The 15,093-nt window shown below is 55.2% G+C and carries 16 protein-coding genes; 8 read left to right on the plus strand and 8 right to left on the minus strand.

Features of this window, described 5'->3' with window-relative positions; genetic code table 11:
- Nucleotides 1-238: 238 nt before the first annotated feature.
- Nucleotides 239-1,072: an aldo/keto reductase gene (locus tag ABD796_RS18410; RefSeq protein WP_344910211.1), complete on the plus strand. Its 834-nt coding sequence runs from the start codon at nt 239-241 to the stop codon at nt 1,070-1,072.
- A gap of 149 nt (nt 1,073-1,221) precedes the next feature.
- Here ABD796_RS18410 and ABD796_RS18415 read toward each other — a convergent pair whose 3' ends face one another.
- Entirely contained in the window at nt 1,222-2,076 is an 855-nt protein-coding gene (locus ABD796_RS18415; protein ID WP_344910213.1) for a helix-turn-helix transcriptional regulator, read from the minus strand.
- Nucleotides 2,077-2,197: 121 nt separating this feature from the next.
- Between ABD796_RS18415 and ABD796_RS18420 the strand changes: the two genes are divergently transcribed.
- Both ABD796_RS18420 and ABD796_RS18425 read left to right on the plus strand, forming a co-directional pair.
- Nucleotides 2,198-3,208: a Gfo/Idh/MocA family protein gene (locus ABD796_RS18420; protein WP_344910215.1), complete on the plus strand. Its 1,011-nt coding sequence runs from the start codon at nt 2,198-2,200 to the stop codon at nt 3,206-3,208.
- A 17-nt stretch (nt 3,209-3,225) separates the two neighbouring features.
- Nucleotides 3,226-4,161: an aldo/keto reductase gene (locus ABD796_RS18425; protein WP_344910217.1), complete on the plus strand. Its 936-nt coding sequence runs from the start codon at nt 3,226-3,228 to the stop codon at nt 4,159-4,161.
- An 80-nt stretch (nt 4,162-4,241) separates the two neighbouring features.
- Here ABD796_RS18425 and ABD796_RS18430 read toward each other — a convergent pair whose 3' ends face one another.
- The 3 genes from ABD796_RS18430 to ABD796_RS18440 form a co-directional block, all read right to left on the minus strand.
- Nucleotides 4,242-6,182 (minus strand): DUF2334 domain-containing protein, encoded by a 1,941-nt coding sequence (locus ABD796_RS18430; RefSeq protein ID WP_344910221.1) that lies wholly within the window; start codon nt 6,180-6,182, stop codon nt 4,242-4,244.
- A gap of 319 nt (nt 6,183-6,501) precedes the next feature.
- Nucleotides 6,502-7,659, minus strand: coding sequence for an MFS transporter (locus ABD796_RS18435; RefSeq protein WP_344910223.1), 1,158 nt, complete (start codon nt 7,657-7,659; stop codon nt 6,502-6,504).
- Nucleotides 7,660-7,712: 53 nt separating this feature from the next.
- The gene (locus ABD796_RS18440; RefSeq protein ID WP_344910225.1) at nt 7,713-8,990 is read right to left on the minus strand and encodes an MFS transporter; all 1,278 of its coding nucleotides are present in this window, start codon (nt 8,988-8,990) and stop codon (nt 7,713-7,715) included.
- Nucleotides 8,991-9,229: 239 nt separating this feature from the next.
- Between ABD796_RS18440 and ABD796_RS18445 the strand changes: the two genes are divergently transcribed.
- Nucleotides 9,230-10,696, plus strand: a complete 1,467-nt coding sequence (locus ABD796_RS18445; RefSeq protein WP_344910227.1) for an aminotransferase class I/II-fold pyridoxal phosphate-dependent enzyme — start codon at nt 9,230-9,232, stop codon at nt 10,694-10,696.
- Between the two features lie 88 nt (nt 10,697-10,784).
- Here the strand turns inward: ABD796_RS18445 and ABD796_RS18450 are convergent, their stop codons facing one another.
- Nucleotides 10,785-11,075 carry a DUF3055 domain-containing protein gene (locus tag ABD796_RS18450; protein WP_344910229.1) on the minus strand — a complete coding sequence of 97 codons (291 nt, stop codon included), beginning with the start codon at nt 11,073-11,075 and terminating at the stop codon, nt 10,785-10,787.
- 203 nt (nt 11,076-11,278) lie between these two features.
- Between ABD796_RS18450 and ABD796_RS18455 the strand changes: the two genes are divergently transcribed.
- The 3 genes from ABD796_RS18455 (at nt 11,279) to ABD796_RS18465 (ending at nt 13,067) form a co-directional block, all read left to right on the plus strand.
- Nucleotides 11,279-11,680 (plus strand): MerR family transcriptional regulator, encoded by a 402-nt coding sequence (locus ABD796_RS18455; RefSeq protein WP_344910232.1) that lies wholly within the window; start codon nt 11,279-11,281, stop codon nt 11,678-11,680.
- A gap of 69 nt (nt 11,681-11,749) precedes the next feature.
- A complete protein-coding gene (locus ABD796_RS18460; RefSeq protein ID WP_344910234.1) occupies nt 11,750-12,559 on the plus strand; it encodes an SDR family NAD(P)-dependent oxidoreductase in 810 nt (269 codons plus the stop codon).
- 88 nt (nt 12,560-12,647) lie between these two features.
- Entirely contained in the window at nt 12,648-13,067 is a 420-nt protein-coding gene (locus tag ABD796_RS18465) for a DUF1885 family protein (protein ID WP_344910236.1), read from the plus strand.
- Between the two features lie 55 nt (nt 13,068-13,122).
- Here ABD796_RS18465 and ABD796_RS18470 read toward each other — a convergent pair whose 3' ends face one another.
- Nucleotides 13,123-13,422, minus strand: coding sequence for a DUF1292 domain-containing protein (locus tag ABD796_RS18470; RefSeq protein ID WP_344910238.1), 300 nt, complete (start codon nt 13,420-13,422; stop codon nt 13,123-13,125).
- Nucleotides 13,423-13,538: 116 nt separating this feature from the next.
- Nucleotides 13,539-14,153 (minus strand): stalk domain-containing protein, encoded by a 615-nt coding sequence (locus ABD796_RS18475; RefSeq protein ID WP_344910240.1) that lies wholly within the window; start codon nt 14,151-14,153, stop codon nt 13,539-13,541.
- 304 nt (nt 14,154-14,457) lie between these two features.
- Here ABD796_RS18475 and ABD796_RS18480 point away from each other — a divergent pair, with 304 nt between their 5' ends.
- On the plus strand, nt 14,458-14,619 hold the full coding sequence (locus ABD796_RS18480) for an aspartyl-phosphate phosphatase Spo0E family protein (protein ID WP_344910242.1): 162 nt from the start codon (nt 14,458-14,460) through the stop codon (nt 14,617-14,619).
- Nucleotides 14,620-14,694: 75 nt separating this feature from the next.
- Here ABD796_RS18480 and ABD796_RS18485 read toward each other — a convergent pair whose 3' ends face one another.
- Nucleotides 14,695-14,886 (minus strand): hypothetical protein, encoded by a 192-nt coding sequence (locus ABD796_RS18485; protein WP_344910245.1) that lies wholly within the window; start codon nt 14,884-14,886, stop codon nt 14,695-14,697.
- Nucleotides 14,887-15,093 lie beyond the last annotated feature (207 nt).

Consider the following 15,093-nt stretch of genomic DNA (forward strand, 5'->3'; position numbering starts at 1 on the left):
GGTGTCCGCAGCGCTCCGGAAGTTCCGGGACGATTCGCTTTGCACATTCGGCAGACATGCCCGCTGCCGTTAAGATGGCAAAAACCGGCCTTGGTTACAGGGCCGGTTTTTGCCGGTACGGGACTGTCCGTTCCTATCCCGATGCAGCGTAGGGAGACGCCCGGGTTTGCATGAGACGCCCAAGGAATGGTATTTTGAAAAGGGCATGGACATCATTCGATAAACGGAGGAACAGACGATGGCGACAACGATAACGGATTCGGCCGTATTGAGCAATGGAGTACGCATGCCGTGGCTTGGACTGGGCGTATGGAAGGTTACCGAAGGCCAGGAAGTGGAGCAGTCCGTCCGGGCGGCGCTGGAAGGCGGCTATCGCAGCATCGACACGGCGGCGGTATACGGAAACGAGGAAGGGGTCGGCCGGGGACTGCGCGCAAGCGGCGTAAGCCGGGACGAGGTGTTCGTGACGACCAAAGTCTGGAACGCCGATCAAGGCTACGATTCGACGCTGGCCGCTTTCGACGTCAGCCTGAACAAGCTCGGTCTGGACTATATCGACCTGTACCTGATCCACTGGCCGGTAAAGGGCAAATACAAGGACACCTGGAGAGCTCTGGAAAAGCTGTACAAGGACGGCCGAGCGCGGGCGATCGGCGTCAGCAATTTCCATGTTCATCATCTGGAGGATCTGCTGCCGACTGCGGATGTGAAACCGATGGTCGATCAGGTCGAATACCACCCCCGCCTGGCTCAACCGGAGCTGCTTCGCTATTGCAAGGAGCAGGGCATTCAGCTCGAGGCCTGGAGCCCGCTTATGCAGGGCAAAGAGCTGCTCGAGCATGAGCTGCTGACCGGATTAGCGACCAAATACGGCAAGACGCCGGCGCAAATCATTTTGCGCTGGGATATTCAGCATGGCGTCGTAACAATTCCGAAATCGGTCACTCCTTCGCGTATTCGCGAAAATGCGGATATTTTCGATTTCAAGCTGTCCGATGAGGACATGACGCAGATCGACGGCCTGAACCGCGATTCCCGCGTCGGACCGGACCCGGACAATTTCAATTTTTGACGGTGCTTCAATAAAGCCGGAGACGATCCGACAAGCCTGTTCCCCGCGGGGGGACAGGCTGTTTGGATTGCGGACGGCCCTTCCATAAGCCGTTCATGCCCGGCACGACCGCTTCGAAAAGCGAACCTCGAGTAAGGCCCGTCCTCCTGTCAGCTCCCGGAAGATCTGCGCGCGTAAAGCTCGCGGAATTTCGTCGGCGTCATCCCTTCGCGCTCCATAAACTTTTTATTGAAATAGCTGGCGCTGGCATAGCCCGCTTCTTCGGCAATGCGCTTGACCGGAGCGTCCGGCTGCTCCAGCAGCCGCTGCTTGCCGTATTGCAGCCGGCACAGCGTGACGAACTCGAGCGGCGTCATACGCATCGCTTTGCGGAACTGCTTGCAAAAATAAAACGGACTAATGCCCGCCCGCTCCGCCCAGTAGGCCAGATCGAACGGCTCCCGGGCTTGTTCCTGCATAAGCGGCAGCAGCTCCGGGATGCGCTCCGCCAGCAGGACGCTTTTGACCGGCGAGAACGGGACCGCCTGATTCATGAACTCCATCAGAAAGGAATACGTGTACGTAGACAGTCTCGTCTCGTACAAAAGCTTGTGCTCCTTCGCTTCCCTGTATAACGCCCGGTGCGCATCCTCCAGCGGCTTCAGCTGGTTCAAGGACCATAGCGTCGAGCGGTGAAAGCCGTGCTGGGTCAAAAATTCCTTCAGCAAGTCCCCGTTGAAATGCACCCAGCGCACGTCCCACGGATCGTCCTCCGAGCTGTAATAGCGCTGCTCCTCCAGCGGAAAATACAAAAACGCATTGCCCGCCTGCAGCGTATGAACGACCCCCTCCGTTTCGACATACCCTTTGCCCGATACGAGAAAATGAATGTTGAATTCGTTGAGCGCCCCTTTCGGCCGGTAAATGCCGTGCTCCGGGCCGTCACAGTACCAGCCTACCGACAAGGGCTCGCAGAAATAACGGCGCTCGGGCAGCGTCAGAAGTTGGCATTGATGAATCGGCATATGCTCCGCCCCCATTTTCTATAGGACAAAATCGTGTCATCCTTATCAAAATATTATTATATTTATTATAGGATCGATCTATTATAATGACAATATCATAGTAATGAGGAGTGAATCACGCATGGTTCAGGCAAAGCTGCGCTGGGGCATCATCGGCTGCGCGAACATCGCGATCGGCTCGGTCATCCCCGGCATCCGTCAATCCAAACGCGGCGAAGTCGTCGCCATCGCCAGCCGCGGCGAGGAGAAAGCGAAACAAACAGCCGAGAAGCTGGGCATCCCGAAAGCTTACGGAAGCTACGAGGCGATATTGGAAGACCCCGATATCGATGCAGTTTACATACCGCTTCCCAACAACCTGCACAAGGAATGGACGATTCGCGCGGCTCAGGCGGGCAAGCACATTTTATGCGAAAAACCGTTCTCCATCGATGCCGCCGAAGCCGAAGAGATGGTGGCCGCCTGCGCCGAGCACGGGGTGAAGCTGGCCGAGGCGTTCATGTACCGCCATCATCCGCGTTACGCCAAAATCAAAGAGATTATCGCCTCCGGCGAGATCGGGACGATTCGCGGTATTCACGGCGCGTTCACGTTCAATAGTTCCCGCAATACGACCAACTTCCGGAACGACGTGTCGATGGGAGGCGGTTCGATATACGACATCGGCGTTTATCCGATCAGCGCAGCTCGGCTTCTGCTGGGCAGCGAGCCGGAGGCGGCGACGGTTCACGCCATGTTCTCTCCGGAACACGGCGGCGTGGATATGATGGCCTCCGGTTTGCTGGAATTCCCCGGAAGCGTCGCGCTTACGTTCGACTGCGCCATGTGGGCGGCCAGCCGCAATACGCTGGAGGTGCTCGGCACCGACGGACGGATCGAGCTCCCTTCCGCTTTCGTATGCAGGCCGGACGAGGAACCGGTCTTCTACGTAACGACCAAGGACGGGCGGCGAGAGGAACGGACGGAGCCGATGAACCAATACAGCCTGCAAGCCGACGATCTGGCGGCAAGCGTGCTCGACGGCGCTCCACTGGCATTCGATCCGTTCGACACCGTACTGAACATGCGGGTCGTCGACGCTTGTCTCGAATCGGCGCGCACCCGTTCGCGCATCGTCATCGCCAATCAGTAATGGAGGGGGAAGCGACAATGAACTATTTCGAAATACCGGGTCTGCACCAGCCGATTGCCCAACTGATGATGGGCACCGATTATTATAAGCCGGAGCTGCTCGATACGGTCGGCAAGCTGCTGGACGAGTATGTGGAGCTGGGCGGCAATGCAGTCGACTCGGCCTACATATACGGGGGCGGCAATAGCGAGGAAACGATCGGATTGTGGCTGGAGTCGCGCGGCAACCGCGATAAGATCATCGTTCTGACCAAAGGAGCGCACCACAACGCCAACGGCCCGCGGGTCAACAAGCAAGCCATCGACGAGGAGTTCGCCGTCAGTCTCAAGCGGCTCCGCACCGACTACGTCGACTTGTATGCCCTGCACCGCGACGATCCCAACGTCCCGGTCGGTCCGATCATCGAAGCGCTGAACGAGCATATCGCCGCCGGACGCATGCGCGCGATCGGGGTTTCCAACTGGAGCCACCAGCGCATTCAGGAAGCCAACGACTATGCGGCCGCTCGCGGTCTGGTCGGCTTCTCGTTCAGCAGTCCGAACTTGAGCCTAGCGAAGCCGAACGAGCCGTTCTGGGCGGGCTGCATATCTGCCGATGCTGATGCCTGCGCCTGGCATCGCGAGAAGCAGCTTCCGCTCCTGTCGTGGTCTTCGCAGGCGCGCGGCTTCTTCACCGGCCTGTTCACGCCGGAAGTGCGCGACAATGCCGATCTTGTGCGCGTCTTCTACAGCGACGACAACTGGGAGCGCTACCGCCGCGCCGAACAGCTCGGCAAGGAACGCGGCGTATCGACGATCCAGATCGCGCTCGCATACGTGCTGAACCAGCCGTTCCCCACGAGCGCGCTCATCGGGCCGAAAAACAGCGCGGAGCTTCAGTCGTGCCATGACGCTACAAGCATCAAGCTGACCGACGCAGAGCTGACCTGGCTTGACTTGTCTGGCGAACGCTGAGCAAGCCGCCAAACGCATAACAAAACCGCGAGGCCAAGCCTTCGCGGTTTTTGTTTGTTCGTATTTTTTTTCGATATCGGCTATTGGAGCAATGTTGCGGCGGCCGGCCGCTTCGATTGGAACGACAGCGCGATATCCAGATACGGGTCGCTGTTCGACAGCATCCCCACATCCATCCGTCCGTCGCCGTTAAAATCGTTGATCAGCAGCTGTCCGTCGCCGTGGCCCCACGGCCCCATCCGCGACAGCAGCTCGAACTGCAGCGGTCCGGTCTGCTGGTAGACGGCCAGCATCTTCTCCTCCGCATTCCAGAACAAAATATCCTGCTTGCCGTCGCCGTTGAAATCGCCGATCTTCACCTGACCTTCTTCACCTGTCGGGATCGTGAGCGCAAGCACCTTACGCTTCCACTTTAACGAAGCCGTGTCCGGAACGAGCTCGATCCAGCGGGAGGAGTGCGGGAAAGGCACCAGCAGCGAATCTTTGCCGTCCCCGTCGAGATCGCCTATCGTGAGCCGAACCGGCGAATGTTTATCCCAAGGCCGCGGCTCCATCAGCGTCAGCTCCCCTTTCCTCAATACGAAGCTTTCCAACTGGCTGCTGTCGGCCGTCTCGCCGGCAATGACCCATTCGCCGCCTCCCTGCCTCAGAGCGAACATATTGGACCAGCCCGTTCTTCCCGTCTTCCAATTGCGGGAAAAGACGAACTCGTTTCCTTTGGAGCGATACACTTCCATCGTTCCGTTGGCGCGCATCACCCACAGATCGGCTTTGCCGTCGCCGTCGTCGTCCATCAGCGTCCAGACGTCGCCCTTCGAATATTTAAGCTGGCACCACACTTTGGCCGGAAGCGGCGCTTCGTTGCGCAGTCCGCGGAAGTTGCCCGCCGTCACCGTCACCTGCCCGCGCAGCCAATCCCAGCTGACAATGTCCGTCTGCCCTTTGCCGGTCACATCGGCCGCCTGAACGCTACCCTCCCGCCCCATTCCGACATTGACGCTGTGAGCCGGTATGAACGGGATGAGGTCGGTAACCGACATGAACGTATAGCCTTTTTCCGCAAGCCGGGGAAGCAGCTTCTGCAAAGGGCTCTTTTCCGCTGACGGATACCGGTACAACGGCAGCCCGTCCTCCATGACCGGGTCTCCGGCATCGTCCGTAACGGCGACCAAATGTTTGAATTCCAAAAACGGATGGAAGAAAAAAGCCGGAAGCTTGTTTGATTTGCCCAATTGGTTCGTAATAATATCGATATCGCGATTATAAGGAATGTAAGAGAGTGGCGTGGGCACGTAGACGGCTCCGAGCGAAGGCGATCCGTAGCCGGTGTTGCGGCCCGTCGAATATTGCGGTTGAAGCGCATTGCGGTTTTTCTGCACATCCGCTTGAAAGCTTAATCCGAAGTAGTTGCGGAAAACCGCGTCCTGCTCGGGCAGCGTCCGATAATGAGGCGCTTCCCAGAAGTAAGGGAACAGGCCGATGCGGCGAAAAATGTCCACACCCTCCTCCACCCGCCGGGACGCATACTGTACGGTCATCGATTCCGGCACATCGGGCATATAAAACTCGTTGCCGATGCCCGACTCCTGATGTCCATCCGGCCGGTACGCATCGCCAACCTGATGCGTGTAGCCATGCATCCCGATAACCGCCCCGGAACGGGCGGCATCCTGGAGCAGCCTGTCGAACGATCGGACGTACGCATCATCCGTCTGATCGAGCGCGACGTCGTACCGTGTCCCGTCCTTCGCCACATTCAGCCAGCGGGGGATGAGCGCAATCTGATAACGGATTCCTTTTTCCTTCAGCATGCCAAGAACGGCCCGCAGCTTGCCAAGCTGCTCCGGCCCTTCATACTGTCCGCCCGGTCCTACATCCTCGAGGCGGACCAGAATTCGCTTGGGCTGGTTTTCATTGCCTACCGCCGGGACAAGATGCAGCGCGTAGAGGAGCACAAATGCGACCGACACGGCCAGCCAAAACCGTGAACGGGATCGAAGCGCTAGCAGCCACCGTTTCAAAGACGAATCCCTCCTGATGTCAGGGTACACAATGGCGTAAATGCATCCCATTCCGATGGCCGATTGTTAAGGCACTTCGGCGGCCATGTAAGGACTTCTCGGCCGTTGGATACGAAGACGAGTTGATGCTGAAATTTCGGCCGATACGGTCCAAGGTCCGACTTTGTACGGGCGCTACGCTGCAGCACCTTATGCTATTTGCTTGTATTATATCTAAACCGTTTCCAAAAAGCATCAACAAAAAATCCCTCCCCAAGCAAGACGGAGAGGGATTGAAGCCGTTCGGATTTGCGTCCCGCCGGGACTTGCGGCGCACCGCCTATCCGGCGGCGCTTTCCGCCTTAGCGGTGTGCCGGTCGGCTGCTTGGAACGACAGCAGCAAAGCGATCGCAGCCAGGCAGAGAACGCCGCCTATGGCGAACGGCAGATTGATATGGAGCTGGTAAGCGCCCATGCCCATGAGCGGTCCGGCGATGCGGCCGAGGCTGTCCATAGACGAGTTAAGCCCCGTCGCGACGCCTTGTCCGACCTTCGTCTTCTGGGAAATGAGCGAAAGCACACACGGACGGATCAGCGAGTTGCCGGCGGAGAATACCGTTAAATACAAGCATGCCGTGAATAGGCTCGACGACAGCAAAATCAGGAAGAAGCCCAGCGCCGACAGCAGCAGCCCGATGCCGATCACCTTCGGCTCGTCGCCGGGCTTGACCAGCCTCCGCACGACGCCGCCCTGAATGCCCGCCCCGACAATGCCGCTGACAAGGAACATGATGCCGATCTCCATCGGACCCGCGCCGAACTTGATGGCCTCGAAATATTGCAGCGTCCCTTCCATGCCGGCTAGCGTGAAGGTGACGAAAAACGACATCATGTACAAATATTTGAGCGGTCCGGAGAACGCTCTCCAGCGGGAAACCCGTTTCTGACCGCCGCGCTTGTCCGGGGGAAGCGATTCGGACAGCCGGGCTGCAGCGACCGCAAACGCCACAAAGGATAACGCCGAAGCGACGAAAAACGGCACGGACATGCCAAAGCCGGTCAACAGGCCGCCTACCGCAGGGCCGAATATGAAGCCGAGCCCGATGGACATGCCGACAAGTCCCATCCCTTTGGTGCGGTTTTCTTCGGTCGTAATGTCCGCCACGTAAGCGACGGCGCACGAAGTGGCTGCCCCGGAGAACAAGCCGCCCAGCAGTCTGGAAGCGTACAGCAGCCACAGCTGATCGCCGGCGAGCCCCAGCATCAGGAAGCTGACCGCGAAGCCCAGCAAACCCGTCAGCAATACCGGCCGGCGCCCGATCCGATCGGATAGCGAGCCCCAGAACGGGGACATCAGGAACGAAACGGCCGAATACAGCATAAGCATCATGTTCAGATGGAAAGGCCCGACAATTTCCGGCAATACCGGGATAATGATGCCGAACCCGATGAAGATGGTCATAAGAAGCAGCATAATCGCTGAAAGTTGCTTTTTCACGTACAAGCCCCCGAATCTATAAATGCGGCGCTGCAGCGCGCGCAGCGCTCCCCTTATTTTACCATAGCTTTGCGGTTGACAAAAATGAACAATTGAAGAACAAACAGCACGGCCAGGACGATTCCGCTCGTCACGAAAGGGGCCTGGTAGCCGAGCGAGTCCCACAGCTTGCCCGACAGAATCGGTCCGATCACGTTGCCCGAGCCCTCGATGGTCAAGAAAAACCCCCATATGGCTCCGCGCTTTTCCTTCGGGATGACGGAGGCGATCATCGCGTTCCATGACGGGATGAGCAGTGCGTAGCCGATGCCGAGCAGCGTAACCAGCGTCAAAATAAGCGGAATGGACTTCACGAACGTAAACGTAAGCAAAGTCAATGAGCTAATAACAAGCCCCGCGTTAATGAACCAGCGCGTCCCCCAACGGTCAACCAGCTTGCCGACGGGAATGAGAAACAGCACGGTTACGGCTCCTCCCGCGACCAGAAACATACTGTACTGCGAAGGTGTCAGATGCAGCACCGTGCGCGCATAAAGCGTCAGCACCGGCGTCAGGAGACCGAGCGCGAACGTCTGGGCGAACAAGGCCGGGTAGAACGCCCAGCTGACGTGCAGCGAATGCTTGACTTCAGTCATGTATTGGCGGATTTTGGCCGACTGCCGGCTCCACAGCCCCGAGCTAGGACGCCGCTCGGCGCGTCTGTCCCGAATCGCCTGGATGAGCGATTTCAAGCTCGCTTCGCGGCCGTGCGCCGGCAGGAAGTAGGTGACGACCACGCAGGCTATCGTCAGCAGGACGAGAACGCGGAACGCCGTCGTGTACGTTTCGCCGACAAAGAAATTGATGACGACCGGACCGAGCCCTACGCCGGACAGCCAAGACATATAGATGACCGACATCATCGTCCCCGCGGCCTTCTCCCCTACCGTTTCCGTCGCCCCGGTTATGACGCAAGGCCACAGGGGCGAGGTTCCGATGCCGAGCAGCGTGCAGGCCAGAATGATCCACGAATAGTGCGAAAAGGTCACCATAATGATCACGGATGCAAACGTAAAAATAACCCCGGTCAGCATTACCGGACGGTAACCGACTTTATCGATCAGCCAGCCGACGGGGGACCGGAACAGATTGTCGCCCAAATACTGGAACGCCATCGTCCAGCCGATGATGAAGGTCGAGATGCCCAGCACCGATTTCATGTAGATCGGCAGGATGGATACCAGTATGGCGCCCTTTACAAATTCTACAATAAACATAATAACGAGGAGCAGGACGACAAATGGAGTAAACAATTGTTTTTGCTCGAGCCATAGCTTCTTTAGCCGGTTCACGTATCCACCCTCTGACCATGCCCTGACCGGGACATGCTTCCGAATTGCGCCGCCTTGCCGGCGCCCTCTCTCCATTGTGCCCCAAATCGCGGCCCGCATTACCTGAAAACGGAAATCCCCCGTTTTCCGATCAAAGCCTGACACGGATTTTTAACTTGCAAGTGGGCGTGTTTTTGATATACTCAACCTTGTTTGCAACTTACCACTTGGCAGAATGCCCGGAAGGAAGGGATGACCGCGTGGATCATAACCGCACCCCTTTGTTTACCGCATTGACCGAACATGCGGCCAGACGCCCGATTCAATTTCATATTCCCGGACATAAGACGGGAGCGGGCTCGGACCCCGAGTTCCGTTCGTTTATCGGAGACAACGCGCTCTCCATCGACTTAATCAATATAGCACCGCTGGACGATCTCCATCAACCGACCGGCGTTATTTTAGAAGCCCAGCAGCTTGCCGCCGACGCGTTCGGCGCCGAATATACGGTATTCTCCGTCCAAGGGACGAGCGGGGCGATCATGACGATGATCATGTCCGTGGTCGGAGAAGGGGATAAAATTATCGTGCCGCGCAACGTGCACAAATCGATTTTGTCAGCGATCATTTTTTCCGGAGCGAAGCCCGTGTTCCTGTCCCCGGTAAGCGACCCCAACCTGGGGATCGATCACGGCGTCACGACCAGCTCCGTCCGCAAAGCGCTGAAGCGCCACCCGGACGCCAAAGCCGTGCTCGTCATCAACCCGACCTATTACGGGGTGTGCGCCGATCTAAAGGAAATCGTTCAGCTCGTACATAGCTACGACATTCCGGTTCTTGTGGACGAGGCTCACGGGGCGCTCATTCACTTCCACGACGATCTGCCGCTGTCCGCCATGGCCGCAGGCGCCGACATGGCCGCGACGAGCGTCCACAAGCTGGGCGGCTCGATGACGCAAAGCTCGGTGCTGAACATTCAGGGCCCGCGCGTCAACCAGCGGCGCATTCAGACGATTATCAGCATGCTCACCACGACCTCGACGTCCTACCTGCTGCTCGCTTCGCTCGATACGTCGCGCCGCAAGCTCGCGCTGGAAGGCAAGGCGATGGCGGAGCACGCGATCGGACTGGCCCAATACGCGCGCAAGGCGATCAACGAAATTCCCGGGCTGTACTGCTTCGGCGAAGACATACTCGGCACGGAGGCGACCTTCGACTACGATCCGACCAAGGTGACCGTCCACATCCGCCATCTCGGCATGACCGGATACGACGTGGAGAACTGGCTCCGCGACCGGTACAATATCGAGATCGAAATGAGCGACATGTACAACATCCTCTGTCTCGTCACACCGGCGGACACGAAGCAAAATATCGATATTTTGCTTGAAGCGCTGAGCGTGCTGGCCGAGGAGCATGCGCATAACGAAGCGAACGAGCTCGTCGTGAAAATCCCAGAAATCCCCCAGCTGTCCCTGACGCCGCGCGACGCCTTCTACGGCGATACGGAGCTGCTGCCGTTCAAGGAATCCGCCGGACGCATTATGGCCGAGTTCATCTACGTCTATCCGCCAGGAATTCCGATCCTGCTGCCGGGCGAGGTGATCTCGCAGGACAACATCGATTATATCGTCGATCATTTGACAGTCGGCCTGCCGGTCAAAGGCCCGGAAGACCGGACGATCGAATTCGTCAAAGTCATCGTGGAAACAAAACCGATTTTTTAATTTTTCCGCACCAAAAAAAAGCCTTCGAAACCGCGTCCAGCGCGTGGTTCGAAGGCTTTTTCCCTTCCGCGTATTTCCCGTCCCGTCTTCAGCCGTACTGCTCCTGCATCCCCATCGACGGAAGAAGCTGCTTCAGAAAAGCGGACACCTCCTCCGCCTCACGGTCGTTCAGCCGAAAGGCCCGCTGCAGGTAGGCAATATTGTCGAGGTCCTCATGATCCAGAAGGGAAGAGCGGTTCGTCTGCATACATACGACCAAGGGCTTGCCGAAAAACGCCGTCGTGTACACAATGCCGAAATCGTAACGGGCCAGATCGGTGGCAAAGCCGATAAACTGGATGTTCGCCTGCTCTCCGGAATCGTACAGCCGCTCAAACATATTCGCCACGCTCCTCATGAGTTAGAATTTTCAGAATATTCTTGTTATATTACAAAAATACCACGGTTTCTCAACCGTTGACAACAAAAATATCTTTTTGTTTGCTAGGAATCGTTGACTTAAAGTTTAGTTCAAGGTTTATAATAAAGGGGCTTTAGACAAAGAAACGCAGAAATAAAACTTTGGATTTGGGGGAAATCGCTTTGTTTACAATTAAAGAAGCATCGGAGAAATTAAATTGCCCCGCTCACACGATCCGATTTTATGATAAAGAAGGGCTTCTGCCCAATATTCGCCGGGACGATAACGGTAACCGTATTTTCGATAAAAAAGATCTGGACTGGATTCGATTAATGACATGTTTCCGTGCGACCGGAATGAGCATAGCGGATTTGAAAAAAATCGTTGAACTTGCTCTGCAAGGCGAAGCAACGATTGGGCAAAGAAGAGCCATCCTAGAAGCACACCAAGAAGAAATCAAGAGAAAGCAGCAAGTACTCAATGAAGCTTTTGAAGCGGTGAGTCAAAAGCTGGAGGTGTACAATCAGATTCAAAAGGGAAATCCTGAAGATCGTTTTCTTACGTATTTTGACGAAAGGCCTTGACTTAAAGTTCACTTTAACCCTTAAGATAATCGATGAGCCATGCCCATTTCATTATCTGGAGGGAATACGATGAATAAAACAGTCTTGATCACAGGTACCTCAACAGGCTTTGGCCAACAATTGGTCCTTCAATTTGCCAAGCGTGATTGGAATGTCGTAGCTACTATGCGGGATACATCCAAAGCTGCCCTTGAATTTAGCCAGTATGGCAACATTCAAGTTTTGGAGTTGGATATTACAAAGCCTGCGAAGATCCATCAGGTTATCGATGCGGTCACCCGTCAATATGGACAAATTGATGTATTGCTTAACAATGCCGGTTATGCCCAAGCCGGTGCTTTTGAAGAAGTAACGGTCGATCAAGCGCGAGAGCAGTATGAAACGAATGTTTTTGGCGTTATGAGCACCATTCAAGCCGTTCTACCACAAATGCGGCAGCATCGTTCAGGACATATTATCAATATTTCGTCGATGGGCGGAGTGCAAAGCTTGCCAACCTTGTCCATTTACTGCAGTTCTAAAGCAGCGCTTGAAAATCTAAGCGAAGGCTTGGCCGCGGAAGTCAAAGAGCTAGGTATACACGTCACGCTTGTTGAGCCTGCCGGATTCAAAACAGGCTTCCAAGGGAACACGCAAGAAACGACTAGTCTAATACCCGATTATCAAGCGAAGTACGATTGGTATCATGAACTTGCCAAAACCGCGCCTTACGGCAATGTGGAAAAGGCCATGTCAGCCGTTGCCGATATCGCGGGCACGGACAACCCCCCAAGGAGACTGGCTTTGGGGAGCATGGGGCTCGTTATGGCTCGCACGCAGCTTCATTCCATGCTGGAGGAATATGAAAAGTGGGAGTCCGTTACGGCAAGCGCAGATTAATGTTGGACACGTTCCGCCGGGTTGTAAATCGATAGGCGTAATGCTATGATGTTGTTGGAAAAAACGGAACGACAAGGATGGTGTAACGATGGCGCAAAGCGCTTACATTTATCTTGTGGACGGATCGGCCGCCTCCACCTTGACGCTTGACGAACTGAAAGAACAACTCGGCCGTTACAGGGAGCAAACCGAGCTTACCGGCAGGCAGCTGGGATGGGATTATGCCGCCTCCGCCTTTCCGTACACGATCGAAACGAAGCCCGAAGCCCAGGGAAAATGGTTTTATTTGAAGGGCAGCAATCCTTTGTACAAATACATATTGTTTGGCGTCGGGAGCAAGTCGGTGGAAGACCGGGAAAAAACGTACGTCCAGGTGACGCTGCCGGACGACGCTACGCACGGGGACAAGTCCAAGGGTAACGAGCTGTGCAAATATTTGGCCAAGGGACTGAAGGCCGAGCTGCGACTGTTCAACGGAAGAACGATGTATTTCAACCCCCGCAAGTAAAAGGCGCACAACAAAACCCCCTTCTCCGCGCATCGGAGCAAGGGGGCTCATTGATTCAAGATTCCGATTCCGTCACCAAAATTTGCTCGTATACCGCCGTTACATGCTCCCACTCCGCATCGTCCTCGATGTTGACCAGGAACGACTCTTCGCCTTCCTCGTCAATCCGGAAAATGATGCTGTCCGCTTCCGGGTCGTTGCGATCCAGCAGCACGGCGTAAGCTTTGTTTTGCGTCTCGAACGTATATACGATCACCATTTCGTGTTCGTTGCCGTCTTCGTCGGTCAATATAAATACATCTTCTTCGTGCTCATCGCCGCAACCGCAGTTTTCGTCGTGTTGATGCTCGCTCATGCCAGGCCCTCATTTCATCGATTGGATTTCAAACCGTACCTATCGTACCATTTTCCAAATTCTCGGTCAATGAAGGCATTTCGTGAATAACGGCCTCGAACACGGCCGTCACGCCGTTATTCGGATACGATCGTCTTCTCGGACACGACGGAATACTCGTGAGCGTCGTCCAGCTTGATCTTGAACTGCACCTTATACTTGCCGGTCGAATCGAACGTGACGCTTTCCAGCGGCCAGCTGTACCAGAAGCTGTCCTTGCCTCCTTGAAGCGTTACCGCATTCGTGGAGCGTATAATCGCCCCTTCCGGAGAAACCAGATCGATCTTGAACGATTGGATCGGCGTCGTCAGGCTGTCCACCTGGGCCGCTACCACGAAGTCAAGCTTGTTCCCCTTGCTCACTTTGCCAAAAGGCGTTTTCGGCGAGTCGTCCTTGGCGATATCTTTGGCGACGAACATATGTACATTCGGCTTGTACAAATACGCCGTTTTCGAGGCATCATCCCATTTGACGATCGCATTCAACGAATCGGACAGCTCGCGCAGAGGCAGCACGACGCGGCCGTCGATCATAAAGGCGGGAACGTCGCCGGCCGGCACTTCCGTGTTGTTGACCTGCACGCGGACTTTGGTATATCCCTGGTATTCTCCCCAAGGCGAGCCTGCATAAACGATTCCTGCTCCGAGCACGACCAGGGTAGCGGTAAGTGCGGCAAGCCGTTTCATTTTCATTTCAAAAACCTCCATCAACCATGTCGTTCTGTACAGTTAGACGCCCGGTCGAATGAAAAGTTGCGCTTTCCGGTCAGCGAAATATTTGCAATTCGAGCTCAAATCACTTACAATTATTATCCAAAAATGGGAAGTTAAATAAATTCAATCATAATGCCCACTATTGCCAAATTATTTATAATACACCAGAAGTCAAACGCTTGTAAATAAAAATTAACTTTCCCAGATTGAAGTTACGTCACCGTACAAAATCGGGTAAACTGATACAGATATAACCATTTAGAATGAGGAAGCGGGAGTCAGCATGAGCCAGTATGTCGGACTGCATGTCGAAATCGACAAAATGAAAAAGCTCCTGGAACGAACGGCTAAAGAATACATGTATAACTTCAGACACCCTCAGGTCGTCGAAATCAGCCAACAGCTGGACCGCCTGATCGTGAAAGTAATGAGGCATGATTCCTGACTTTGTTAACCACCAAACTTTCACCTTTGCCGCAATGGCTTGCGGCAAAGGTTTTTTTCATATCCGCCCAGCGGTTCACTTCATGTATCGGGTGAGCACGCAAGGTATTCCGTTCCCGACCGCTCCCGGCTGCTCCATCCGCTCCATATAACGAAGCCCGCGGGCACACTGTTTCTTGCAGACGGTACATACGTCGGAAGTCACAAATTTGTATTGCGCCTGGGGTTTAGCCGACGATACTTGTTTTTTCGTTTTTTTCCCTGCCATCGCTCGTTCCTCCCGCCAAAAATCTCGATCCCGTGTGAAATCGCACTGTATTCTATGCGGGAGCGGATGAGCGAGTATACGCGACTGTCCCGGCCCATTCAATTTATTGCCGAAGTCTCAGGAGGGGGAGTGAAAAATTTGTCGAATTAGGACAGTTCTTTCTTTAAATCTCTGTGGAAAAATGATACATTTAACGTAATGTGCTTT

The sequence above is a fragment of the Paenibacillus hodogayensis genome, assembly GCF_039536325.1.
Classification (GTDB): domain Bacteria; phylum Bacillota; class Bacilli; order Paenibacillales; family NBRC-103111; genus Paenibacillus_AB; species Paenibacillus_AB hodogayensis.